The sequence below is a fragment of the Serratia sp. (in: enterobacteria) genome, from assembly GCF_051654945.1.
Taxonomy (GTDB): domain Bacteria; phylum Pseudomonadota; class Gammaproteobacteria; order Enterobacterales; family Enterobacteriaceae; genus Chania.
In genome coordinates, this window is the sequence record NZ_JBOFZA010000118.1 from 338,901 (window position 1) to 360,760 (window position 21,860).

General features: G+C 54.7%; 22 protein-coding genes. 12 read left to right on the top strand and 10 right to left on the bottom strand.

Annotation, left to right across the window (positions count from 1 at the left end; genetic code table 11):
* Window positions 1-313 precede the first annotated feature (313 nt).
* Both narQ and narP read left to right on the top strand, forming a co-directional pair.
* Window positions 314-1,996, top strand: a complete 1,683-nt coding sequence (narQ, locus tag ACRDCA_RS26930; RefSeq protein ID WP_438692243.1) for a nitrate/nitrite two-component system sensor histidine kinase NarQ — start codon at window positions 314-316, stop codon at window positions 1,994-1,996.
* A gap of 125 nt (window positions 1,997-2,121) precedes the next feature.
* On the top strand, window positions 2,122-2,754 hold the full coding sequence (gene narP / locus ACRDCA_RS26935; protein ID WP_438692513.1) for a nitrate/nitrite response regulator protein NarP: 633 nt from the start codon (window positions 2,122-2,124) through the stop codon (window positions 2,752-2,754).
* A gap of 26 nt (window positions 2,755-2,780) precedes the next feature.
* On the opposite strand, the gene ACRDCA_RS26940 is transcribed toward narP, so the two are convergent.
* Window positions 2,781-3,059 carry a winged helix-turn-helix domain-containing protein gene (locus tag ACRDCA_RS26940; RefSeq protein ID WP_438692244.1) on the bottom strand — a complete coding sequence of 93 codons (279 nt, stop codon included), beginning with the start codon at window positions 3,057-3,059 and terminating at the stop codon, window positions 2,781-2,783.
* 287 nt (window positions 3,060-3,346) lie between these two features.
* Here ACRDCA_RS26940 and acrD point away from each other — a divergent pair, with 287 nt between their 5' ends.
* Complete coding sequence (acrD, locus tag ACRDCA_RS26945; protein WP_438692245.1) at window positions 3,347-6,466, top strand: multidrug efflux RND transporter permease AcrD; 3,120 nt, start codon at window positions 3,347-3,349, stop codon at window positions 6,464-6,466.
* Between the two features lie 126 nt (window positions 6,467-6,592).
* On the opposite strand, the gene ypfM is transcribed toward acrD, so the two are convergent.
* A complete protein-coding gene (gene ypfM, locus ACRDCA_RS26950; protein WP_137751254.1) occupies window positions 6,593-6,652 on the bottom strand; it encodes a protein YpfM in 60 nt (19 codons plus the stop codon).
* 216 nt (window positions 6,653-6,868) lie between these two features.
* Between ypfM and ACRDCA_RS26955 the strand changes: the two genes are divergently transcribed.
* Window positions 6,869-7,348, top strand: coding sequence for a tetratricopeptide repeat protein (locus ACRDCA_RS26955; protein ID WP_438692246.1), 480 nt, complete (start codon window positions 6,869-6,871; stop codon window positions 7,346-7,348).
* Between the two features lie 10 nt (window positions 7,349-7,358).
* Complete coding sequence (locus tag ACRDCA_RS26960) at window positions 7,359-7,790, top strand: GNAT family N-acetyltransferase (protein WP_438692514.1); 432 nt, start codon at window positions 7,359-7,361, stop codon at window positions 7,788-7,790.
* Window positions 7,791-7,801: 11 nt separating this feature from the next.
* Here ACRDCA_RS26960 and ACRDCA_RS26965 read toward each other — a convergent pair whose 3' ends face one another.
* The gene (locus ACRDCA_RS26965) at window positions 7,802-8,125 is read right to left on the bottom strand and encodes a hypothetical protein (protein ID WP_438692247.1); all 324 of its coding nucleotides are present in this window, start codon (window positions 8,123-8,125) and stop codon (window positions 7,802-7,804) included.
* 174 nt (window positions 8,126-8,299) lie between these two features.
* On the opposite strand from ACRDCA_RS26965, the gene ACRDCA_RS26970 reads away from it, so the two are divergent.
* From ACRDCA_RS26970 to ACRDCA_RS26985, 4 genes are read left to right on the top strand one after another with little or no spacing between them, the layout of a single operon-like run.
* Entirely contained in the window at window positions 8,300-8,686 is a 387-nt protein-coding gene (locus tag ACRDCA_RS26970) for an ArsC family reductase (RefSeq protein ID WP_438692248.1), read from the top strand.
* Window positions 8,683-9,810, top strand: a complete 1,128-nt coding sequence (dapE, locus tag ACRDCA_RS26975; RefSeq protein ID WP_438692249.1) for a succinyl-diaminopimelate desuccinylase — start codon at window positions 8,683-8,685, stop codon at window positions 9,808-9,810. Before ACRDCA_RS26970 ends, dapE begins: the two co-directional genes overlap by 4 nt.
* Window positions 9,807-10,481, top strand: a complete 675-nt coding sequence (locus ACRDCA_RS26980; protein WP_438692250.1) for a M15 family metallopeptidase — start codon at window positions 9,807-9,809, stop codon at window positions 10,479-10,481. The genes dapE and ACRDCA_RS26980 overlap by 4 nt, the downstream gene beginning before the upstream one ends.
* 2 nt (window positions 10,482-10,483) lie before the next feature.
* Window positions 10,484-10,669 (top strand): YpfN family protein, encoded by a 186-nt coding sequence (locus tag ACRDCA_RS26985; protein WP_438692251.1) that lies wholly within the window; start codon window positions 10,484-10,486, stop codon window positions 10,667-10,669.
* A 29-nt stretch (window positions 10,670-10,698) separates the two neighbouring features.
* On the opposite strand, the gene ypfH is transcribed toward ACRDCA_RS26985, so the two are convergent.
* The 6 genes from ypfH to dapA form a co-directional block, all read right to left on the bottom strand.
* On the bottom strand, window positions 10,699-11,388 hold the full coding sequence (gene ypfH / locus ACRDCA_RS26990; RefSeq protein WP_438692252.1) for an esterase: 690 nt from the start codon (window positions 11,386-11,388) through the stop codon (window positions 10,699-10,701).
* A 107-nt stretch (window positions 11,389-11,495) separates the two neighbouring features.
* Complete coding sequence (locus ACRDCA_RS26995; RefSeq protein ID WP_438692253.1) at window positions 11,496-13,505, bottom strand: tRNA(Met) cytidine acetyltransferase TmcA; 2,010 nt, start codon at window positions 13,503-13,505, stop codon at window positions 11,496-11,498.
* Between the two features lie 183 nt (window positions 13,506-13,688).
* Window positions 13,689-14,555, bottom strand: a complete 867-nt coding sequence (gene ypfJ, locus ACRDCA_RS27000; RefSeq protein ID WP_438692254.1) for a KPN_02809 family neutral zinc metallopeptidase — start codon at window positions 14,553-14,555, stop codon at window positions 13,689-13,691.
* A gap of 279 nt (window positions 14,556-14,834) precedes the next feature.
* Window positions 14,835-15,548: a phosphoribosylaminoimidazolesuccinocarboxamide synthase gene (gene purC, locus ACRDCA_RS27005; protein ID WP_021178747.1), complete on the bottom strand. Its 714-nt coding sequence runs from the start codon at window positions 15,546-15,548 to the stop codon at window positions 14,835-14,837.
* Between the two features lie 278 nt (window positions 15,549-15,826).
* Complete coding sequence (bamC, locus tag ACRDCA_RS27010; RefSeq protein ID WP_438692255.1) at window positions 15,827-16,879, bottom strand: outer membrane protein assembly factor BamC; 1,053 nt, start codon at window positions 16,877-16,879, stop codon at window positions 15,827-15,829.
* Between the two features lie 16 nt (window positions 16,880-16,895).
* Entirely contained in the window at window positions 16,896-17,777 is an 882-nt protein-coding gene (gene dapA / locus ACRDCA_RS27015; RefSeq protein WP_025120778.1) for a 4-hydroxy-tetrahydrodipicolinate synthase, read from the bottom strand.
* A 109-nt stretch (window positions 17,778-17,886) separates the two neighbouring features.
* Here dapA and ACRDCA_RS27020 point away from each other — a divergent pair, with 109 nt between their 5' ends.
* Window positions 17,887-18,492 carry a glycine cleavage system transcriptional repressor gene (locus ACRDCA_RS27020; protein ID WP_071998208.1) on the top strand — a complete coding sequence of 202 codons (606 nt, stop codon included), beginning with the start codon at window positions 17,887-17,889 and terminating at the stop codon, window positions 18,490-18,492.
* Between the two features lie 2 nt (window positions 18,493-18,494).
* Window positions 18,495-18,959, top strand: a complete 465-nt coding sequence (gene bcp, locus ACRDCA_RS27025; RefSeq protein WP_021178751.1) for a thioredoxin-dependent thiol peroxidase — start codon at window positions 18,495-18,497, stop codon at window positions 18,957-18,959.
* A 44-nt stretch (window positions 18,960-19,003) separates the two neighbouring features.
* Here bcp and ACRDCA_RS27030 read toward each other — a convergent pair whose 3' ends face one another.
* Entirely contained in the window at window positions 19,004-20,080 is a 1,077-nt protein-coding gene (locus ACRDCA_RS27030) for an AI-2E family transporter (RefSeq protein WP_438692256.1), read from the bottom strand.
* A gap of 302 nt (window positions 20,081-20,382) precedes the next feature.
* Between ACRDCA_RS27030 and ACRDCA_RS27035 the strand changes: the two genes are divergently transcribed.
* A complete protein-coding gene (locus ACRDCA_RS27035; protein ID WP_438692257.1) occupies window positions 20,383-21,852 on the top strand; it encodes a beta-barrel assembly-enhancing protease in 1,470 nt (489 codons plus the stop codon).
* Window positions 21,853-21,860 lie beyond the last annotated feature (8 nt).

Below are 21,860 nucleotides of genomic sequence, written 5' to 3' on the forward strand. Positions count from 1 at the left end.
ATTATTTTTTTTGTCTCGAACCACGGGTTCGGGGCAAGGATAAAATAGGCCTATTGGAGGGAGTAGATAATCACCCTTTAGGGGTAAAAGTGGGTATTACTTGCGCCAGATCAATCGCTGATGGCCGATATAGTGCATTTTGCCAGCGGGAGCACACACAATCGTTATTTAGTTGATTATATAGCGAAGTTTTATTTAGCCAGGGATCACCCGTTTGGTAAAAATCGCAATGCTTTTTGCCAGCAAAAGTTATAATTTGGCGGCGCATAACACCCGGCGACCCCGGTCGGCCAATCACCAGAAGGACGCTTAATTGCTCGTAAAACGCTCAGTGACAGCTAGCCTGGCGAAGGCGCTGATAGGTATCGTGATCCTTTCCGTGTTGTCTACCGGCTTGGCTCTAACCACCGTGGCCGGTAGCCTACGGGACGCCGAGGCGGTCAATATCGCGGGATCGTTACGCATGCAGAGTTACCGCCTGGCCTATGAGCTCGCGAACGGTTCCAGTAAATTGCAACAGCATCTGATGCAGTATCAGCAGTCGTTGATGGCACCTGCCCTGATGGAACTCGATCGATTTTACGTGCCTGAAGATGTGCGGCAGAAATACCTGGCGCTGCGCCGGGCCTGGCTGACGCTGGAAAAGCAGATCCTGGCCGGGCACCCGGAAAACTATCAGGCCAACGTGGCCAGCTACGTCAATCAGATCGACCACTTTGTCTTGGCGTTGCAGCGCTATTCCGAACAAAAGCTGGCCATTGTCGCCGCAATCAGCGTGATGGGCTACATCGCCATTATTGCCCTGGTGCTGTTCTGCATCCGCTTTATGCGCCGCCAGGTGGTCACCCCGCTCAAACGCCTGGTGGATGCCAGCCTGCGGATGCAGCAGCGTGATTTTCATTATCCACCGCTCGACGTCTCACTGCCCAACGAACTGGGCGTGCTCTCGCAAACCTTCACCACCATGTCTGGCGAGCTGGCCAAGCTCTATCAATCGCTGGAACAAAAAGTGCAGGAAAAGACCGAACGCCTGCAACAGGCCAACCGCACGCTGGAAGTGCTCTACAGCTGCTCCCAGGCGTTAAGCGTGGGGCAGTTGGATCAGCGGGCGTTCGAGAAGGTCTTGAGCATCATCAAGCTCAGCGAACAATTACATTGCATCCGGCTCAATGTGGAGGACAGTCTCAGTCAATGGCAGGTCAGCAGTGGTGAACCCGTGGCGGAACTGGCCTGGCATTCGCAGGCGATTATGCAAGACAATAAACCGCTGGGCAGCCTGAGCTGGCAACATGAACACCAGCCGCCTCATCCGCACCTGATGCAAAGCGTGACCAATATGCTCAGCCGCGGGGTTTACTTTAATCGGGCGCAAAAGCAGCATATGCAGTTTCTGCTGATGGAAGAACGTTCTACCATCGCCCGCGAGTTGCATGATTCACTGGCCCAGGCGCTGACGTTTTTGCGCATCCAGTTAACCCTGCTCAAACGCACCCTGACAGGCCATTCATCGCAGGCGGATGAGATCATTGATGATTTTGATCGGGCACTGGCAGATGCTTACCGCCAATTGCGCGAACTGCTGGCCACCTTCCGCCTGAGCATTCAGGATGCCGATCTGAACGCCGCGTTGCAGCAGGTATTAGAACCATTAAAACTGCTGACCAGCGCGCGGATTCAGTTACACTGTCGGCTAGCCTCACAGGCGTTGAATGCCCAGCAACAGGTTCATGCGCTACAAATCGTGCGTGAAGCCGTGCTTAATGCCATCAAACACGCCGATGCACAGGAAATTGTGATCCATTGCGAAGTCTCCCCCAACGGAGACAACGAGATCATCATTAGCGACGACGGCTGCGGCATCGACAGCCTGGACGAACCCGAAGGCCATTACGGGCTAACCATTATGAGCGAACGCGCAACGCGCCTGAACGGTACGTTACAAATCAGGCGTGGCCATGCCGGGGGCACGGAAGTCTGTCTGACCTTTCCGCCATAAGGGCCAATAGCATTGCACGGCGGCCATTCGAGCCGAACGACAATGCTAATTACGACTATATTTTATGAGTCAGCTTTACTGCCTGCATTACGCAGTAGCTTTACTCGCTACAGGGAGCATGTTTTATTGTGATTAGAAATTTCCGAGTAATGATCGTGGACGATCACCCGCTGATGCGGCGTGGCATCAAACAGCTGCTGGGGCTGGATGCGACGTTCACCGTGGTGGCGGAAGCCAGCAGCGGTGCCGAGGCGATCGCCCTGGCCGCGCAGTTCACGCCAGACGTGATCCTGCTCGATCTGAATATGAAGGGGCTTTCCGGGCTGGATACGCTGAAAGCCCTGCGCGATGAAGGCGTTGATGCACGTATCATCGTGCTGACCGTTTCCGACTCCCGCAGCGACGTCTATGCGCTGATCGATGCCGGTGCCGATGGCTATCTGCTGAAAGACAGCGAGCCAGAACAGTTGCTGGAGCATATTCGTCAGGCCGCCGAGGGCCAGAACGTGATTAGCGACGCGGTGGCGGACTACCTTTCATCACGCAGCGAGCAGCACGATCCCTTTGCCGATCTTACCGAGCGTGAGCTGGACGTGTTGCAGGAAGTGGCGCGCGGCATGTCGAACAAGCAGGTCGCGGCGCAGTTGCATATTTCTGAAGAGACGGTGAAAGTGCACATCCGCAATATGCTGCGCAAGCTCAACGTGCGTTCGCGCGTAGCGGCAACCGTGATGTATCTGGAATCGAAAAGCCAGTAATGCTTCCCCGGCACGCCGGGGAACATTCAATCAATGGCCGCCAGCAGCATCTCGTGATGCTGATTAATCCAGCTTTGACTTAGCGGACCCCAATTGACCAACTGGTAATAGCCAGCGTTATTACGCACCCCTTGCTGAACAAACTGCAACTCCAGGCCCAGGCCGGGCAGCGCTTTCAGTACGTCCTGCAAGGTACGCCGCGGCCAACCTGTCAGTTCCATCAAACGTGGAACGTTAGGGTGTTCATGAGTGCTGATGAGCCAACACAGGTAAAGACGACGAGCAAAAACCGGGTTAATTTCCATGCTAAACTCCTGCTGCGGAAAACGTCCTGATTATTCCACCATAACGCAATAAAATCGCCATAATGACGCGTTGCGTTGCGCTGCAATATGTAACTGTAGATTTCTACTACTGTTATTTACATTATCTCCTTTTTTTCTCCACGCTTTATCTTCGCTTGACGAGTAAAGTGCAGTAGCACCTTTGGGTACAACGAAATCCTGCGACAGCCCGGCCACCAGTAAGCGCCAGGCATAAGCATAACTGATGCTGTCAAAAATAGAACAAGCCACAACGAGGTTCATGCTGCATGGCCAATTTTTTTATTGATCGCCCGATTTTTGCCTGGGTGCTGGCAATTATTCTTTGCCTGACGGGGACATTGGCGATTTTTTCTCTGCCTGTCGAACAATATCCGAACCTTGCTCCGCCGAACGTGCGTATCAGCGCCACCTATCCGGGCGCATCGGCACAAACGCTGGAAAATACCGTTACCCAGATTATCGAACAGAACATGACCGGTCTCGACAACATGATGTACATGTCGTCTCAGAGCACCAATACCGGTCAGGCCTCGGTAACGCTGACCTTCGAGGCGGGTACCAATCCTAATGAAGCCATGCAACAGGTTCAGAACCAGCTGCAAGCCGCCATCAAACGGTTGCCACAGGCGGTACAGCAGCAAGGCGTGACGGTGTCAAAATCGGGGGATACCACGCTGATGATGGTGGCTTTTGTTTCTACCGATGGCAGCATGGATAAGCAGGACATCGCGGACTACATCGTCTCCAACCTGCAAGATCCGCTCAGCCGTATCAACGGCGTAGGCAGCATGGACGTTTACGGTTCGCAATACGCCATGCGTATCTGGCTGGATCCGAACAAACTCACCAGCTACCAGCTCACGACTCAGGACGTGGTCAATGCCATCAGCTCGCAAAACGCCCAGGTAGCGGTGGGCCAGCTAGGCGGCTCCCCCTCCGTGGATCAGCAGGCGTTAAACGCCACCATCAACGCCCAATCCCAGTTGCAAACGCCGGAGCAGTTTCGCCAAATCACGCTGCGCGTCAATCAGGACGGTTCGCTGGTGACGTTGGGTGACGTTGCCACGGTGGAGCTAGGCGGGGAAAACTATAACTACCTTAGTCGTTATAACGGCCTGCAGGCCGCCGGGATGAACATCAAACTGGCCTCCGGCGCCAACGAATTGCAAACCGATAAACTGGTCAAAGCCAAGATCGAGGAGCTTTCGCAATATTTCCCCCATGGGCTGGAAGCCAAGATCGCCTATGAGACAACGCCGTTCGTGCAGGCATCTATCCATGACGTAGTAAAAACCCTGCTGGAAGCCATCGTGTTGGTGTTTTTAGTCATGTACCTGTTCTTGCAAAACTTCCGCGCCACGCTGATCCCCACCATCGCCGTACCGGTTGTGCTGTTGGGTACCTTCGCCATCCTTTCAGCCTTCGGCTACAGCATTAACACCTTGACCATGTTTGCCATGGTGCTGGCGATCGGCCTATTGGTGGACGACGCCATCGTGGTGGTGGAGAACGTAGAACGGGTGATGAGCGAAGAAGGTCTCTCACCCAGGGACGCCACCCGTAAATCCATGGGCCAGATCCAGGGCGCATTGGTGGGGATCGCCATGGTGCTGTCTGCGGTATTTATCCCCATGGCCTTCTTCGGTGGCACTACCGGGGCCATTTATCGCCAGTTCTCGATCACCATTGTTTCCGCCATGGTGCTTTCCGTGCTGGTGGCGATGATCCTCACCCCGGCCCTATGTGCCACTATTCTCCAGCCGATCGCCAAGGGGCATCATCACGGTAAGCGCGGTTTCTTTGGCTGGTTTAACCGCATGTTCAACCGCAATACCGAGCGCTATGAACGTGGGGTGGCGCGCGTGCTGCATCACAGCGCCCGCTACATGGTGATTTACCTGTTGCTGCTGGCCGGTATGGCACTCCTGTTTATCAAGCTGCCAACTTCGTTCCTGCCGCAGGAAGACCGCGGCGTATTCACCGTACAGGTGCAGTTGCCAGCAGGCTCTACCCTGCAACAAACCACCAAAGTAGTGGAAAAGGTCGAGCGCTACTTCCTGACTGAAGAGAAAAACGATGTGCTGTCTGTGTTCTCAACCATCGGTGCCGGGCCTGGCGGCAATGGTCAGAACGTCGCACGCCTGTTCTTGCGTTTGAAAGACTGGGATCTACGCACTTCAGGAGCCAATAGTTCGTTCGATATCATCGATCGTGCGACCAAGGCCTTTAGCAATATCAACGAAGCGCGTGTTATCGCCAGCAGTCCGCCTGCGATCACGGGATTGGGAAACTCTTCCGGCTTCGATATGCAGTTGGAAGACCACGCCGGGCTGGGGCACGCCAAACTGATGGCTGCCCGCGATCAACTTCTGCAACTGGCGGGGCAAAATCCGCAGTTGTCACGCGTGCGGCATAACGGCCTGGATGACAGCCCACAATTGCAGATCGATATCGATCAGCACAAGGCGCAGGCGCTGGGCGTGTCAATCGACGATATCAACAACACCCTATCCACCGCCTGGGGCTCCACCTACGTCAACGACTTTTTAGACCGTGGACGAGTGAAAAAAGTGTACGTCCAGGCTGGCGCGCCCTTCCGTATGCTGCCAGAGGACATTAACAAGTGGTATGTCCGTAACAACAGCGGCGGTATGGTGCCCTTCTCCGCCTTCGCTACCTCCCATTGGGAATATGGTTCACCGCGCCTGGAACGCTACAACGGTAGCTCTACAGTAGAAATCGTCGGTGAAGCTGCCTCGGGAGTCAGTACCGGCACCGCAATGGATGAAATGGAAAAACTCGTCAGCCAGTTGCCTACCGGTTTCGGCCTGGAATGGACCGCGATGTCCTACCAGGAGCGCCTGTCCGGTTCCCAGGCACCGGCGCTGTATGCCATCTCGCTGTTGGTGGTATTCCTGTGTCTGGCAGCCCTGTATGAAAGCTGGTCGATCCCGTTCTCGGTCATGTTGGTGGTGCCGCTGGGGGTGATCGGTGCCGTCACCGCCACCTGGCTGCGAGGGCTGGAAAACGACGTGTACTTCCAGGTCGGCCTATTGACGATTATCGGGCTGTCGGCCAAGAACGCCATCCTGATCGTGGAGTTTGCCAACGAGCTGAACCACAAAGGCAAGGATCTGATGGCAGCAACGCTGGAAGCTTCGCGCTTGCGCTTGCGCCCTATCCTGATGACCTCATTGGCCTTTATCTTCGGCGTGCTGCCAATGGCAATCAGCTCCGGCGCGGGCTCAGGTAGCCAGCATGCGGTAGGTACCGGAGTGATGGGCGGTATGATTTCAGCCACAGTGCTGGCGATTTTCTTTGTGCCGTTGTTCTTCGTATTGGTACGCCGCCGCTTCCCTGGCAAGGTGAGCAAAACCACTGAATGACAGGCGTAAAAAAAGCAGCTTCGGGAAACCGAGGCTGCTTTGCTAAAGACTTAATATTGTTACCCTAGGTGCTTTAAATAAAAACAAATCAAATAGCCTTATTCAAGCTTCAAACCCTATATGGCGTTAGTTACCTAACATCTCATCAATAAAGTCTTTCCAGTTTTTTAACTCACGATCAACCATGATACTTAACAACCTCCGTTATTGGACGCAGGGATTCTACGCCGGTTTTTTGACCAAGTGAAGCCTTTTGGGAACGATGCCGACGAGAGAAAGCGGGGGATAGCGCACATTTTCAAATTAATCAGAAATCTACCTGGTTTTGATATTTCTTGTCGGATCAATTTTCACGTAGTAGCGTGCTGATGGGGTTCTAAAACATCGTTGAAAGGGAACATCATGTCTTCGACCATCACCATCGAGCAACTGAAAAAGCAGGGCCGCTACCAGGAAGCCAGCGAACTCGCCCAGCAAATGCTGCAACAGGTACCGCTGGATGCCACGCTGCATTACCAGCTGGCCTGCCTTTACGATGTGCAAGGCTTTGAGCAGCAGGCCATTCCCTGCTATCTCGCTGCCTTACAGTACGACCTGCCTGCACCATTGCGCCAGGAGGCCTGGTTGGGCCTGGGCAGCACCTATCGCGCGTTGGGAGAATACCAGAAATCACTCGCCGCTTTCGATGATGGGTTAAACGAGTTCCCACAGGCTAAAGAGATCACGCTGTTTCGCGCCATGACGCTCTACAATCTGGGTGAAACCAAACAGGCGGTGGCCGATCTGCTGATCCTGTTGGCGGAGACTTCTGCACATACCGAGATCAGCAGCTACCAGCGTGCTATCCAGCAGTATGCCGCAGATTTGGATCGTATTGGTTGAGGAGAGAATGATGGAGATCATCACCGATTTACGTCGTTGTCATATCGATTGGCAGCAACTGGGCCAATTGCTGGCCGCTGCCGGGCTAGGCGAGCGCGATCCGCAGGTCTTACAGAAGGTGTATCAAAACAGCCAGTTCTGCTACTGGGGCTTTATTGAGGGGGAGTTGATGGCTACCGCTCACGCCATTAGTGATATGACCTCGGTAGCTTATCTGGCCGATGTCGCCATCCATCCGCGCTTTCAGGGGCAAGGTTATGGTCAGCAGTTGATGGATCGCGTCATGCAAGATCTGGCCCCATTAGGTAAAGTGTTTATTTACTCGGTGCCGGACAAATTGGCATTTTATAAGCGATATGGCTTCCACGATCTGACTACCGGCATGGTATATGCCGATGGGAACGCGCTGGAACGGTTACAGAACAGCGGATATGTGCGTTGAGTATCAATTGGCTAGCGATCTTTAAGGTAAAATAACGCAGATTTAATGTAGAGCCTCAACGGCGTAAGGTAATATGCAGGAATTATTACCATAAGGATCATCAAGACTATAATTCCGAAACCAAAAAATCCGTCTTTGAGAACTGTTCCAGTCGTAAAAATAATTAATATCACCGCTAAAATAAGACCTGCCCTAATCGTCCTTTTACCGATATCTCTGACTGAATACATAATATCAAGGTCAAAAGTTTTGGCATTTTCTGTTATTTTGCGGATCTCACGTTTGGTGAAGCCAGACTCCAATAGCAACCCGTTCACTCTTTTGATCTTTTTCATTAGCCAACCTCATAACACCAGATGCTATCGCCACTGAAAAGGTGTTGCAAGCCTCAAAACCCACAGCCGTCTGGATCTAAGCCCCGTTTTCCCGCATTATCTCTATATAGACGAGCGGTACCCTCACTCATCGTTCCGTACAGATTTTGACGATTAAAAGGTAGCTTTTACGCCATGACAGACAAACCGCAGCACGCCTCGCTGACCATGTTCGGCATCAAAAATTGTGACACCATCAAAAAAGCACGCCGCTGGCTGGAAGAACAGGGAGTGGCCTACCAATTTCACGACTACCGCGCAGACGGGTTGGACGAACAGCTGTTGCGTGATTTTGTCGCACGCCTGGGTTGGCAGCCATTGTTGAACACTCGTGGCACCACCTGGCGTAAACTGGATGAAGCCCAGCGCAATGCCTGCGACAACGCCGATGCCGCCATCGCCCTGATGCTGGAGCAACCGGCGATGATCAAGCGCCCCCTGCTGGATGATGGTAAAGGCCATGCCCTGCTAGGTTTCAGCAGCGAAAGCTATCAGCAATTTATTACCGAGGTTAATTCATGATCTGCCCTGTTATCGAGCTGGCACAACAGCTTATCAAACGCCCTTCTCTCAGCCCGCATGATGAAGGCTGCCAGGAGCTGATGATTGCCCGCCTGCAAGCGATCGGTTTTACCGTCGAACCCATGAACTTTGGCGATACGCAAAACTTCTGGGCCTGGCGCGGCCAGGGCAGCACGCTGGCATTTGCTGGCCACACCGATGTGGTGCCTACCGGTGACGAAAAAAATTGGGATAACCCACCGTTTGAACCGGTGATCCGCGACGGCATGCTTTATGGTCGTGGAGCCGCCGATATGAAAGGCTCCCTGGCTGCCATGCTGGTGGCTGCCGAACGTTTCGTTGCCGCCAACCCCGATCATCAGGGCCGTCTGGCATTTCTGATCACCTCGGATGAAGAGGCCAGCGCCACTCATGGCACCGTGAAAGTGGTGGAAGCCTTGATGGCTCGCAACGAGCGCCTTGATTATTGCCTGGTCGGCGAGCCTTCAAGCACTGACCGGGTCGGCGACGTGGTAAAAAATGGCCGTCGTGGCTCGATGACCGCCAACCTGCGCATCCACGGTATCCAAGGGCATGTCGCCTATCCGCATTTGGCTGATAACCCGGTTCATCGGGCTATACCTGCCCTAAACGAATTGGTCGCGATTGAGTGGGATCAGGGCAACGAATTCTTCCCGCCAACCAGCATGCAAATTGCTAACGTGCAAGCAGGTACCGGTAGCAACAACGTGATCCCGGGCGAACTGTTCGTGCAGTTCAACTTCCGCTTCAGCACCGAGCTTACCGATACCCTGATCAAACAGCGGGTACAAGAACTGCTGGATCGCCATAAGCTGAACTACAGCATCGATTGGTGGCTGTCTGGCCAACCTTTCCTGACCGCTCGTGGCGCCTTGGTTGATGCCGTAGTCAACGCGGTGGAACACTATGCCGAACTCACTCCACAGTTGCTGACCACCGGCGGCACCTCTGATGGCCGCTTTATCGCCCAAATGGGCGCACAGGTGGTTGAGCTGGGGCCGGTCAACGCCACCATCCATAAAGTGAACGAATGCGTACATGCGGCCGATCTACAGTTACTGAGCCGTATGTATCAGCGTATCATGGAACAGTTGGTCGCATGATCAGCGCAGAAATGCTTACCGGGCGCTCAACGGAGCATCTCACCGTGCTGAGCGGCAATCATCGGTTGCAACCCGCCGCAGTGCTGGCCTTTCAGGCCATGCAGCAGGCGGCGAAAACGGCAGGCTTTGATCTGCAACCGGCCAGCACCTTTCGCGATTTTGACCGACAATTGGCGATCTGGAATGGCAAGTTCTGTGGTGAACGGCCAGTATTAGATCAGCACAGCCAGCCAATGGATATCCAGCCGCTGTCTGCCGCCGAACGTTGCGAGGCAATTCTGCGTTGGTCGGCTTTGCCGGGTGCCAGCCGCCATCACTGGGGCAGCGATCTGGATGTCTACGATCCGTCGCTACTACCTGAAGGGCAAAAGTTGCAGTTGGAGCCTTGGGAATATGAAACCGGAGGTTACTTTTATCCGCTAAATCTTTGGCTGACAACGCATATGGCCGAATTTGGTTTCTATCGCCCGTTTACCGCCGATCAAGGCGGGGTGGCGGTGGAACCCTGGCATTTAAGTTATCGTCCGCTGGCGCAGGAGGCCGAACATTTACTGACGCCTGAGCTGCTGCTAGCGGCTTGGCGAGACAAGGACGTTGCAGGTGCATCGTGGCTCGCAGGCCATCTGCCCGCGATATTCTCGCGTTTTATTCGCCCTGAAGGAAAGGTGTAAACATGCATTGGTTAGCTGATTACTGGTGGATAATCCTGGTGATATTGGCCGGCATTATCATTAGCGGGATCAAAGAATTGCGCCGTCTTGATCACCGCAAATTTCTGGCTAACAAGCCGGAATTGCCGCCCCACCGCGATAACAACGCCAAGTGGGATGACGAAGAAGACTGGCCGAAAAAGAAATAACTTCAGGGCGCACACCAGCGCCCTGCTGTTTATTTAAAGGCGATCAGATCGCCTCGTTTACCAAACATCGCCTCTTCCCAATAGCGCTGCGGCACGTAGTAATGCAAACGTTCCAGTGCAGAGTTCATCATGCCTGAGCTGATCGCATGCCCGACACCTGGCTCAATATCCAACGTCATATCTGCACCAACAGCCTGCAACCGATCCGCAGCAGCTTGGGCCTGTTCTACAGCAATAACGCCGTCCGTCTCACCGTGGATCAGGTGAATCACGCTGTCACCGAAACCGGCTTCCGGCAACTGAGCAAAACGCCCGCTGAAGGCCACCACTCGCCCGGCCAGTTTGGCTTCGGCTTTTAAGCCTTCCAGTGCCATAATCGAACCCTGCGAAAAACCAACCAGCGCGGTGCCCGCATAACCCACACCGCTGTGTTGCTGCCAGTAGCGCACGGTTTCAACAAAGGTTGGCATCACTTCGGCAATACGCTGCATGCGGTTGCCTTCAGTGATCCCCTGAACCGAGAACCATTGGCGGCCATCACCGTTACCTAAAGCAAACGGACCACCAATGCTCACCACCAAGGCCTGCGGGAAATCTTTGGCGAAGTAGCTGCCGATCTCCCCCATCGCCACCGGGTTATCCCCTACGCCATGAAACAGCAGGATCAGTTGCTCTGCCGGTGTTGCGGGGCTTTGGACAACGAAATGTGAGTGCTTCATGGGGACTCCTCAAGTTGGGTACCTACCGGGAATGCCCGGTAACTGCCCATTACTATACGCCGCAGAGAAATCAGGAAAATCGGGTTTTATTGAACAACTCTTTCCATTTATTGCAACGACTGCGCCCATTGCTGCCAGTAGCGACAGCGTTGTGCATTAAGTTGCTCCAAAGCCTGCCCGGCTTCCTGTCGCCAAAGGCGCAGCAAGGCTTTTTGGCCGCTCAGGCCAGCTTGGGTAACACACTGGGCCGTGGTTTGTTGTTGCTGCAAATGCGCGCGCAATGCCGCACAGGGTAATTCACTAGCCAGCAGTAAACGTTGCAGAGCCCCCAGACTGGCCTCTAATGGCCGATGCGCAAAGGCAAAGCCAGCCAGCTCGCGCCAGTCTTCTTCGTTTAATACGGGATCGGCATCCTCGGCGAACTCCAGCAACAGATCGCTACGTTGCCGCAACCAGCGCCAATCGCGCGCCAGGTGCTTATGCGCCGCATGGCACAGGTCCTCACCTTGCTCGCTGATGGCTAGCAACGCCATTGCGGTATAACAGCCGCTACTGGCCTCCGGTTTGTTGCCGATCCGCACCAAGGTAAAACCACAGGACTGCCAAAACCGCCATAACGGTTCGGTATAACCGAAACTGACGGAAAGAAAGTCCAGCCCCTGTGCGCTACGTTTCTGTTGCTCGATCAACTGGCTGGCAATCCCTTGTTGACGTAGCTCCGGCAATACGGCGATACGGGTAATACGGCGGGAACACAACGTAGGTGCCCACCATTGGCCACTATGCGCCGCCAGAGATTGCGCCACCAGATTGCCACGCGGCCTTCGGCGGCCCGCCCAAACCTCGTGAGCCAGCTCAGCCTCCAGGCCGCCCTCATCTACCAGCCATAACGCCCCAACGACTTCATCCCCCAAGGTTGCCGCACTGAAATGCATTCCCGGCGCATCCATCAGGCGGCGCAAATCCAGCGGTGAAGTACGATAGTGTGCGCTACAGAGCAAGGCATAGAAACGCCGTAACCGTTGCGCATCGCCGCACAGTTCAGACTGTTCGATTGAGCCGATCGTTGGAGGTTGTCTAACTGCAGACCATACCGGCTCTTCGTTAAACAACAAGGCATGATCGATGACACGCTCCAGAGCATCGCCCTCAGCCCAACGCATGGGCTGCTGCAAACTTAGCGGCTGCCAATGCGCTAAACCGGCGCAAAACTTCAGCAAAAAGCCGCGCCCAGTACCTTCGTAGCCCTGCACCGTAGTAGTAAGCAAAACAAGTGGGAAGTAACTCATCAGCTGCTGCAACAACGGGCCAGGGATCGCTGCGGCCTCATCCACCAGCAGCCAACCAACCCCACTTGCCCCATGTTCAATACAATGTTGCAGCAAAGCGTCTGGTGCCCAAAACTGTGCTCGTCCTGCGGCCCACTCGCTGGCAACGTCGGTCGCAGTACGGCTCGGGCCGGTGATCCAACAGGTTAGCGGGGTGCTTGCCATCAGCATACCCGCCACCGTGGATTTCCCCCGGCCACGTGCGGCGGTTAATACCCAGATACCTGAGTCTGCTGCCAGCAACCGGCCTAAAATGGCCTGCTGTTCTGCCGTTGGGTTGCCGTCTGGCTCCTGCCACATCTGACGCTCCTGCAAGGGAGCTAGACACAGAGGTGTACCTTGCCGCCAGATTGACACTTCGCTATCAGCCAGCAGTTGCTGTTGCAGATGGTGGATAAAGTAGGGAGTAGCGATAGGCTGCGGGCAATCGCTCCAACGTAGGCTGTCACCATCGGGTTGCTGCGCCCAGCGTTGCCAGGAGGGTACTAACAGCAGCAACCAGCTTCCCGCACGTAACGCGCCGCAGAGCTGAGCCAATGCTTCGACGTCCAAGCCTGCTGTCGCGTCAAACACCGCGTGTAACCGCTCTTGCCCCAACAAAGTTTTGACCGCGCCACTCGCCAACGCATCGATTTCAGCGGGCGCGTCATTACCGACCCAAGGCCAGTCACCCGGCAATTGGGTCACCAGTTGTTGTGCCTGAGCTCGGCACCATTGCGGCTCACCGCTGAGCACCAACAGCCGCCGAATACCCTGCCGCTGCATGTGTTGCTGCATTGTTTGTAACATTAATATAAAACCTGAAAACAGAGTGCCGAGCTCTATACCCGTCGTCTTTCAAGCTGCAGCGTTGTTATCTGCACTATCTAACCCCAGTCACTTACTAAAAAGTAAGCTCCTGGGGATTAGATAGCTGGCCGCCTAGCTGCAACTTGAAATCCATAGGGCATTCAGCACCGGCACTGAGTCATATCAACGGGAGGCGAAGGTGTTGCAGGTATTAGGATCGCCGCTGTCGAAACCTTGTTTGAACCAGGTATAACGCTGCTGCGAGGTGCCATGGGTAAAGCTGTCCGGTACCACTCGCCCCTGGCTTTGCTGCTGCAAACGGTCATCGCCGATCGCCTGTGCGGCATTCAGTGCGGCCTGGAGATCGCCCGCTTCCAGCATCTGCTGTTTCTCGGCGTAGTGGCCCCAAACGCCCGCAAAACAGTCGGCTTGTAGCTCCATTTTCACCGACAGGCGGTTAACCTCGGCCTGGCTGGCCCCTTGCTGCATCTGACGAACCTTGCGCTCGATCCCCAACAGATTCTGCACGTGGTGGCCCACCTCATGCGCAACCACATAGGCCTGGGCAAAGTCGCCGCCCGCGCCCAGCTTGGTTTTCATATCCTGATAGAACGAGAGGTCGATATAGACCGTATCATCCGCCGGGCAGTAGAACGGCCCCATTACCGATTGGCCAGTGCCGCAGCCGGTACGCGTTGCTCCCCGGTACATTACTAATTTAGGGTCCTGGTAGTTTTTCCCCATCTGCTTGAAGATCCCCTGCCAGTTATCTTCGGTGGATGCCAGCACCACCGAGGTAAATTTGGCCAGTTGATCGTCCTGCGGGCTGATGCTGGCACTTTGCTGCTGAGTTTGTGGCGAGACATCTCCGCCGTTCAACAGGGGAGTCAGATCGATGCCGTAGTAGCCAGCAACCAGCACCACCACCAGAATAATCAGGCCGCCTTTGCCGCCCACCGGTGCACGAAACCCGCCACCGCCGCCCAGACCGGAAGACTGCCCACGGCGATCCTCGACATTGTCACTCTCACGACGCCCTTGCCAACGCATAAATAAACTCCAAATGTGATCGGAAAACTTGCTCTGGTTACTATTATAAGGCGTTGGCGGCGGAGGGAATGCAGTAATTTTCTGGAAAGTGGTGAATGAGGAGCGAGAGAGGATTATTTTGCTGATTTAGACCCTCACCCAAAAGGAATAATACCAGTCAGAATGCACAATAATGTGTTCCGTGATGCCCCTCTCCCTGAGGGAGAGGGGACTGAACGTGCCACAATCTGGCTACCGTTCCTGGCTTTCAAAGTGGAGGAGCACGTCACCTTACACGAATTAGTCCAGCTTCACACCGATACGGCGAGCGACTTCCTCGTAGGCTTCGATCAGGCCACCCAGGCTCTGCCGGAAGCGGTCTTTGTCCATCTTGGCCAGGGTATTTTTGTCCCACAGGCGGCTACCGTCCGGTGAGAACTCGTCACCCAGCACCACTTCGCCGTTGAACAACCCGAACTCCAGCTTGAAGTCGACCAGGATCAGGCCCGCATCGTCAAACAGCTTGCTCAACACGTCGTTCGCCATGTAGCTCAGCTCACGCATCCGCGCCAAATGCTCTTTGCTCACCCAGCCGAAGGTTTCACAATAGGATTCGTTCACCATTGGGTCGTGCATGGCGTCATTCTTCAGGAACAGATCAAACAGCGGAGGATTCAGCGGCAGGCCTTCTTCAATGCCCAGGCGCTTGACCAAAGAACCTGCGGCACGGTTACGGATCACACACTCAACCGGTACCATCTCCAGCTTTTTCACCAGCACTTCGTTATCTGACAGCAGGCGCTCCATCTGCGTTGGGATACCCGCCTCCTCCAGTTTGCTCATAATGAAATGGTTAAACTTGTTGTTCACCATCCCTTTACGATCGAACTGCTCAATGCGCTGACCATCCAGTGCTGACGTATCGTTACGGAATTCCAACACCAGCAGATCCGGGTTTTCGGTGGTGTAGACGGTTTTTGCCTTGCCGCGATACAGTTCAGCTAGCTTTTGCATCTTAACTTACTCCAATGAGGTGGTACCTTCCGGCTGCCAGGCAGCCTACCGGGCACAAAATTGACCTGATAAGTTCTTTGGTTTGCTGATAACTATTGTGCCAAATCTGCGACGCAAACGATACCGTATCAGCAAAACAAAAAGGGGCCATAGCCCCTCAGACCGCTGACATACTCCTCTGAGGTTAAAAGCCCCCTTTTCGGGGCTGATAAAGACCAAGGATGCTGCCTTTGAACTTCGCCAAACAGTCGAAAAGGGGCCGTAGCCCCTGGATGTAATTATTTAACGCTGGTTTTACTGAAAGCCGTCTGGAGCACCCCGACCAGGGCATCGTTCTGCGACTGGGTCAACGGTTTACCTTTGGAATCGATGAATTGCAAACTGGTACGGTTATTCAAATCACCGACCTGCAGTTTGTAATCACCCTCTTTCAGTTCAGGATCTTTGGCACCCAAGGCATCCCAATCGCTGGTGCTCAGGGATTTATAGGTAACGGCAACGGTACCCTGCGGACGGCTGCGGTCACCCACTTTCATCCCCATTTTCTCCAGTGCCGGTGGCAAACGATCCCACACAATCGTGTACGGCGCGCGCACGATCAGCGTCGGCAAGCCGGTGTCATCCGCACCGCTCTGCACATCCAACACGCCTACACGGTTGGCGGACTGGCTGCTCGATAAGGTGTCCTGCTTATCCAGGCCTTCAACGATGGTGTTCATCATCATCGTGTTATAGCGCTGAATTTGAGAAGGATCGGTCACCTTATCGGTTTGCCCTTGCTGGCGCAGTTCGAGGGTTTTCACCACCAGCGCCTGCTGGTAGCCTTGCTGCTGTACCGTGATCTGATAGCGGCCTTCGTACTGGTTATCTTCATCCAGACGGCTCCACTTCACCCAGTCGGTCGTCAGCGTTTGGCTGGCATCCGTACGTGAGGCGATCGGAATGTTTTTCGTCTGCAACAGGCTGGCGACGCGTGACCACAGGTTTTGGTTCTGCGGGCTGCTTTCCAGCAGCAATGTACCACTGTCACCCGCGTATTGAGCACGGGAACCACTCAACAGAGCCAGCGGCTGTGCCGGTGGACGAATATCCAGTTGCTTGCCAACCGCGCCTTTTTGCGCACTTGCCGGAACTTCATAATTACCAGTTTGCACCGGCAGGATCAGGCCAGACGGCGCGCTCATCGGTTTGAGCGGTGCGGCGTCAAGATAGGCCTCATCGCCACTGACCTGGCGTTTGTAGCGCTGATCGGTAGAACAAGCCGCCAGCGTCATCACCAGCGCTAATCCCACGACCGTTGCTAGCGTCGACTTTTGCAATGAATAAGCCATCAAATTTCCCTAAAAGTTACAGCAAACCGGCGCTTTTCAACGCACGCTCCACGACAGGACGGGCAGCGTCGGTCAACGGCGTCATAGGCAGACGCATCGTATCGGTTGCCATCAATCCCAATGCCTTACAGGCCCATTTCACCGGGATTGGGTTTGCTTCTACGAACAAATCCTGATGCAAAGGCATCAAGCGCTGATTCAAACGGCGGCCTTCGGCAAAGTTGCCTTGCGCCGCCAGGCGGCAAAGTTCAGCCATTTCACGGGCTGCCACGTTAGCCGTCACGGAAATCACCCCTTTGCCACCCAGTTGCATGAAGTCCAGACCGCTGGCGTCATCGCCGCTCAGCAAAATGAAGTCTTCATCATCAACCAGCACTTGGATCTGACTAACACGACTTAAGTTCCCTGTTGCCTCTTTAACGGCAACAATATTCTTAATTTTGGCCAAACGAGCGATCGTTGGCGGCAGCATGTCACAACCGGTGCGCGAAGGCACGTTATAGAGGATCTGCGGCAGATCGGTGCTCTCGGCAATGGCTTTGAAATGCTGATACAGACCTTCCTGGGTCGGCCTGTTGTAGTAAGGCGTAACCGACAGGCAACCCACGACACCGGTATTGCCGAAACGCTGCGTCAGCGAGATAGCCTCACTGGTGGCGTTGGCACCCGTGCCAGCGATTACCGGAATACGGCCTGCGGCCAGTTCCAGCGTCTGCAAGACCACGTCCACATGTTCGTCATGGGCCAGCGTGGCGGACTCACCGGTAGTCCCAACGGAAACGATCGCCGCGGTCCCACTGGCTACATGATAATCAATCAGTTTTTTTAGGCTCGCACGATCGACAGCACCTTTGGTGTCCATCGGCGTAACCAGTGCAACAATACTTCCCGTAAACATTGGCCGTCCCCTTCGCAAACAAGTCACCCATGGTACTTTTGTCACCTATTCAAAAGCAAGCAAACAACGTGTGCTAAGCGCTTGGCAGGCGGTTTTTTTTGTGTTTACCATGGTAACCCCATTCAGTACGACAGGAAGCTGCATTTTGCCTAAGCCTGATGAACACTATCTGGTGATCACCGCACTGGGCGCCGATCGCCCCGGTATCGTCAACGCCATCACCCGCCACGTCAGTAGCTGCGGGTGCAATATCGAAGATAGCCGTCTGGCCATGCTGGGTGAAGAGTTCACCTTTATCATGCTGCTTTCAGGTAGCTGGAACGCGATAACCCTGATCGAATCCACTTTGCCGCAAAAAGGCGCCGAGCTGGATTTGCTGATCGTGATGAAACGCACAAACTCGCAAGAAAGACCGCCAATGCCAGCTACAGTGTGGGTACAGGTTGAGGTAAAAGACTCCCCGCATATCATCGAGCGGTTTACCGGCCTGTTTGATTCGAGCCAGATGAACATTGCCGAGCTGGTGTCGCGGACTCAACCCGCCCAGGGCGAGCGCCCTTCCCAGCTCTATATCCAGATCACCGCTCACAGTTCCGGTGGCCAGGATGCGACAAATATCGAACAAGCCTTTTATCGCCTATGTACAGAATTGAATGCGCAAGGCAGTATTAGCGTGGTGAACTATCCACAGCATGATGAGAAAGATGGAGAGTAGTGATGAGCCCATTGAAAGCCGGTGATACAGCGCCGAAATTTAGTTTACTCGACCAGGATGGCGAGGAAATTAACTTGGCCGACTTCCAGGGACAACGAGTACTGGTTTACTTTTATCCCAAAGCCATGACGCCAGGTTGTACCGTACAAGCCTGCGGGTTACGGGACAATATGGACGAATTGAAGAAAGCGGGCGTCGAAGTGCTGGGTATCAGCACCGATAAACCCGAAAAGCTCTCGCGTTTTGTTGAGAAAGAACTGCTCAATTTCACTCTGCTATCCGACGAAGATCATCAGGTAGCTCAGCAGTTTGGCGTTTGGGGCGAGAAAACCTTCATGGGCAAAACCTATGACGGTATTCACCGTATCAGCTTCCTGATCGGCACCGACGGCAAGGTTGAGAAAGTGTTTGATGATTTCAAGACCACCAATCACCACGAAATCGTTCTGAACTACCTGCAGCAGTAAAATGGTAAAGCGCAGCAACTGATGCTGCGCTTTATTTTCCCGCCTTATTTCACCTCGTCGCCCACATCAACCAGCATGTCATCCGGCCAGGCGTGGATCACGGCTTTCACCAGCGTCGCCAACGGGATGGCAAAGAATACGCCCCAGAAGCCCCACAGGCCGCCGAAGATAATCACCGAAAGAATGATCACCAGCGGATGCAGGTTGACCGCCTCGGAGAACAGGATCGGCACCAGCAGGTTACCATCCAGGCCTTGCACCACCAGATAAGCGATAATCAGCGTCCAGAAGTCAGCACCAATGCCCCACTGGAACATCGCCACCACCACCACCGGGATCGTCACCAGCACCGCGCCGATGTAAGGGATCAGCACCGAAAGGCCGACCAACACCGCCAACAGCAGGGAATAGCGCATATCCAGAATGAAGAACACCAGATAGGTCGCGACCCCAACGATCACCATTTCCAGCACCTTGCCGCGAATATAGTTGGTGATCTGCTGGTTCATTTCGACCCACACCTGCCCTGCCAGCCCACGGTTACGCGGCAGCACACGGCGCACCGCATTGATCATCTGCTCTTTGTCCTTCAGCAGGAAGAACGCCATCAAAGGGACCAGGATCAGATAGATAGCCAGCGTCAGCAGCCCGACCAGTGAGGCAAGCGAAAATTTCACCACCGATTCGCCCATCCCCGACAGTCGCTCACGCAGGTTCTGCGCCATCATATCGATGATGCCCGCATCCACCAGCTCCGGATAGCGTTTCGGCAAGGTCGCCGCATAGTTGTAGAACTGATTAAGCATGCCCGGTAAATCGGTCATCAGGTTAATGCCCTGCTGCCAGGCAGTTGGCGCGACCACGAACACCAGCAACATGGCAATACCGCCAAACACAATCAGCATCAGGCTCGCCGCCCAGGTACGCGAACACCCTAGTCGCTGAAGGCGCGCGGTTGGCCACTCCAGCAGATAGGCAAGCACCAGCGCCACCAGCAAGGGGGTCAAGATACCGTGAAAAAAATAGAGGATGCAGAACCCGGCCACCAGGATCACCAACAGCGCGATTGCTTGCGGATCGGTGAAACGACGTCGGTACCACTGTAATAACATCTCCAACATCAGAGATTGCTCCTTATTCCATCAATGGGGGTGAGGCTCGCCAATCCCTGTGCGGCCGAGCAGGTTTGACATGATTTTTAAATAATTTTAGCCCGGTTATCACCGTGCAAACGTTTCAATGTGGGCTGCGGCTGGCTATGATGTGATAGCGTTATGCCGCTCAGGCGCACGATCCCCTGAAATGCATTTTTGTGAGCCAACGCACTTTCGCGCTGATTGTACTGGAGAGTCTGGCACGGAAGAAGAACTCTTATCTGATGCTGACGTCTTAGTTGATGACTTTATTGAGGGATTGCCAGACTATGACCATCCGGTTGACCAAAACAGCGCTAACAGTCCTGTTGCTCGGCTCGCTTTGCACCTCTGCGTTGGCGCCGGTAAACGCCCAGACGCAAGACCAACTGCCGGATATGGGCACCTCCGCAGGGGGAACGTTGAGCATCGGCCAGGAACTGACCATGGGCGATTTTTACGTGCGACAGTTGCGCGCTAGCGCCCCGTTAATTAACGATCCGTTATTGACCCAATATATCAACCAGTTGGGTAACCGGCTGGTAGCCAGCGCCTATTCGGTCCGCACCCCGTTCCACTTCTTTTTAGTGCGTAACGACGAGATCAACGCCTTTGCTTTCTTCGGCGGCAACGTGGTGCTGCACTCGGCCCTGTTCCGTGAAACCGACAACGAAAGCCAGCTGGCCTCGGTCCTGGCGCACGAAATCTCGCACGTTACCCAGCGCCATCTGGCTCGTGCCATGGAAGATCAGCAACGCAACGCGCCGCTGACCTGGGTGGGCGCACTAGGCTCGATCCTGCTGGCGATGGCTAACCCAACCATGGGTATGGCCGCGCTGAGCGGTACGCTGGCAGGTACACAGCAGGGGATGATCAGCTTCACCCAGGCGAATGAACAAGAGGCCGATCGTATCGGTATTCAGGTTTTACAGCGGGCAGGGTTCGATCCGGAAGCCATGCCTGACTTCCTGCAAAAGCTGGCCGATCAGTCTCGCTACGCCTCCAAACCGCCGGAAATGCTGCTGACGCACCCCTTGCCGGATAGCCGCCTTTCAGACGCCCGCAACCGCGCCAACCAAATGCCACGTCATCTGGTGCAATCCAGCCAGGACTATCTGCTGGCCAGGGTACGCGCGCTGGGCATGTACAGTTCGGAAGGCTACGGCCTGACCGAAGACGTACTGGATACCTACAGCAAAGGCAACATACGCGAACAGATGGCCGCCAAATATGGCCGGGCGATCCTGTTCTACGAAGCCAAAAAATACGATCAGGCCCGTAATCTCATCCAGCCAATATTGGCGCAGGAGCCGAAAAACGTCTGGATGCTGGATCTGATGACCGACATCGACCTGGGTCAAAATAAAGCGGCCCAGGCGATTGCCCGCCTTGAGGCTGCCAATGCGGCGCAAAGCAATAACCCGGTGCTGTTACTCAACCTGGCTAACGCCTATGTTGAAGGCGGCCAACCCGCCAAGGCGTCAAAAATCCTCAACCGCTACACGTTTGCCCATCCGGACGATCCAAACGGCTGGGATCTGCTGGCTCAAGCCAGTGCCGCCCAAGGGTTACGCGATGAAGAACTCTCTGCCCGGGCTGAAAGCATGGCGCTGGCAGGCCGCCTGGATCAGGCTATCGGTTTGCTCAGCAACGCCAGTTCATTGCAAAAGCTCGGTAGCCTGAAACAGGCTCGCTACGACGCACGTATCGATCAATTACGCCAATTGCAGAAAACCTTCAGCAAGTTCCAACGCAGCTGATGAACAAG

Coding starts and splice junctions, on each gene's coding strand:
- ACRDCA_RS26940 (WP_438692244.1), bottom strand. CDS start 3,059: ATGGAAATTAACCCGGTTTTTGCTCGTCGTCTTTACCTGTGTTGGCTC.
- acrD (WP_438692245.1), top strand. CDS start 3,347: ATGGCCAATTTTTTTATTGATCGCCCGATTTTTGCCTGGGTGCTGGCA.
- ACRDCA_RS26955 (WP_438692246.1), top strand. CDS start 6,869: ATGTCTTCGACCATCACCATCGAGCAACTGAAAAAGCAGGGCCGCTAC.
- ACRDCA_RS26960 (WP_438692514.1), top strand. CDS start 7,359: ATGGAGATCATCACCGATTTACGTCGTTGTCATATCGATTGGCAGCAA.
- ACRDCA_RS26965 (WP_438692247.1), bottom strand. CDS start 8,125: ATGAAAAAGATCAAAAGAGTGAACGGGTTGCTATTGGAGTCTGGCTTC.
- ACRDCA_RS26970 (WP_438692248.1), top strand. CDS start 8,300: ATGACAGACAAACCGCAGCACGCCTCGCTGACCATGTTCGGCATCAAA.
- dapE (WP_438692249.1), top strand. CDS start 8,683: ATGATCTGCCCTGTTATCGAGCTGGCACAACAGCTTATCAAACGCCCT.
- ACRDCA_RS26980 (WP_438692250.1), top strand. CDS start 9,807: ATGATCAGCGCAGAAATGCTTACCGGGCGCTCAACGGAGCATCTCACC.
- ACRDCA_RS26985 (WP_438692251.1), top strand. CDS start 10,484: ATGCATTGGTTAGCTGATTACTGGTGGATAATCCTGGTGATATTGGCC.
- ypfH (WP_438692252.1), bottom strand. CDS start 11,388: ATGAAGCACTCACATTTCGTTGTCCAAAGCCCCGCAACACCGGCAGAG.
- ACRDCA_RS26995 (WP_438692253.1), bottom strand. CDS start 13,505: ATGTTACAAACAATGCAGCAACACATGCAGCGGCAGGGTATTCGGCGG.
- ypfJ (WP_438692254.1), bottom strand. CDS start 14,555: ATGCGTTGGCAAGGGCGTCGTGAGAGTGACAATGTCGAGGATCGCCGT.
- purC (WP_021178747.1), bottom strand. CDS start 15,548: ATGCAAAAGCTAGCTGAACTGTATCGCGGCAAGGCAAAAACCGTCTAC.
- bamC (WP_438692255.1), bottom strand. CDS start 16,879: ATGGCTTATTCATTGCAAAAGTCGACGCTAGCAACGGTCGTGGGATTA.
- dapA (WP_025120778.1), bottom strand. CDS start 17,777: ATGTTTACGGGAAGTATTGTTGCACTGGTTACGCCGATGGACACCAAA.
- ACRDCA_RS27020 (WP_071998208.1), top strand. CDS start 17,887: ATGGTAACCCCATTCAGTACGACAGGAAGCTGCATTTTGCCTAAGCCT.
- bcp (WP_021178751.1), top strand. CDS start 18,495: ATGAGCCCATTGAAAGCCGGTGATACAGCGCCGAAATTTAGTTTACTC.
- ACRDCA_RS27030 (WP_438692256.1), bottom strand. CDS start 20,080: ATGTTGGAGATGTTATTACAGTGGTACCGACGTCGTTTCACCGATCCG.
- ACRDCA_RS27035 (WP_438692257.1), top strand. CDS start 20,383: ATGACCATCCGGTTGACCAAAACAGCGCTAACAGTCCTGTTGCTCGGC.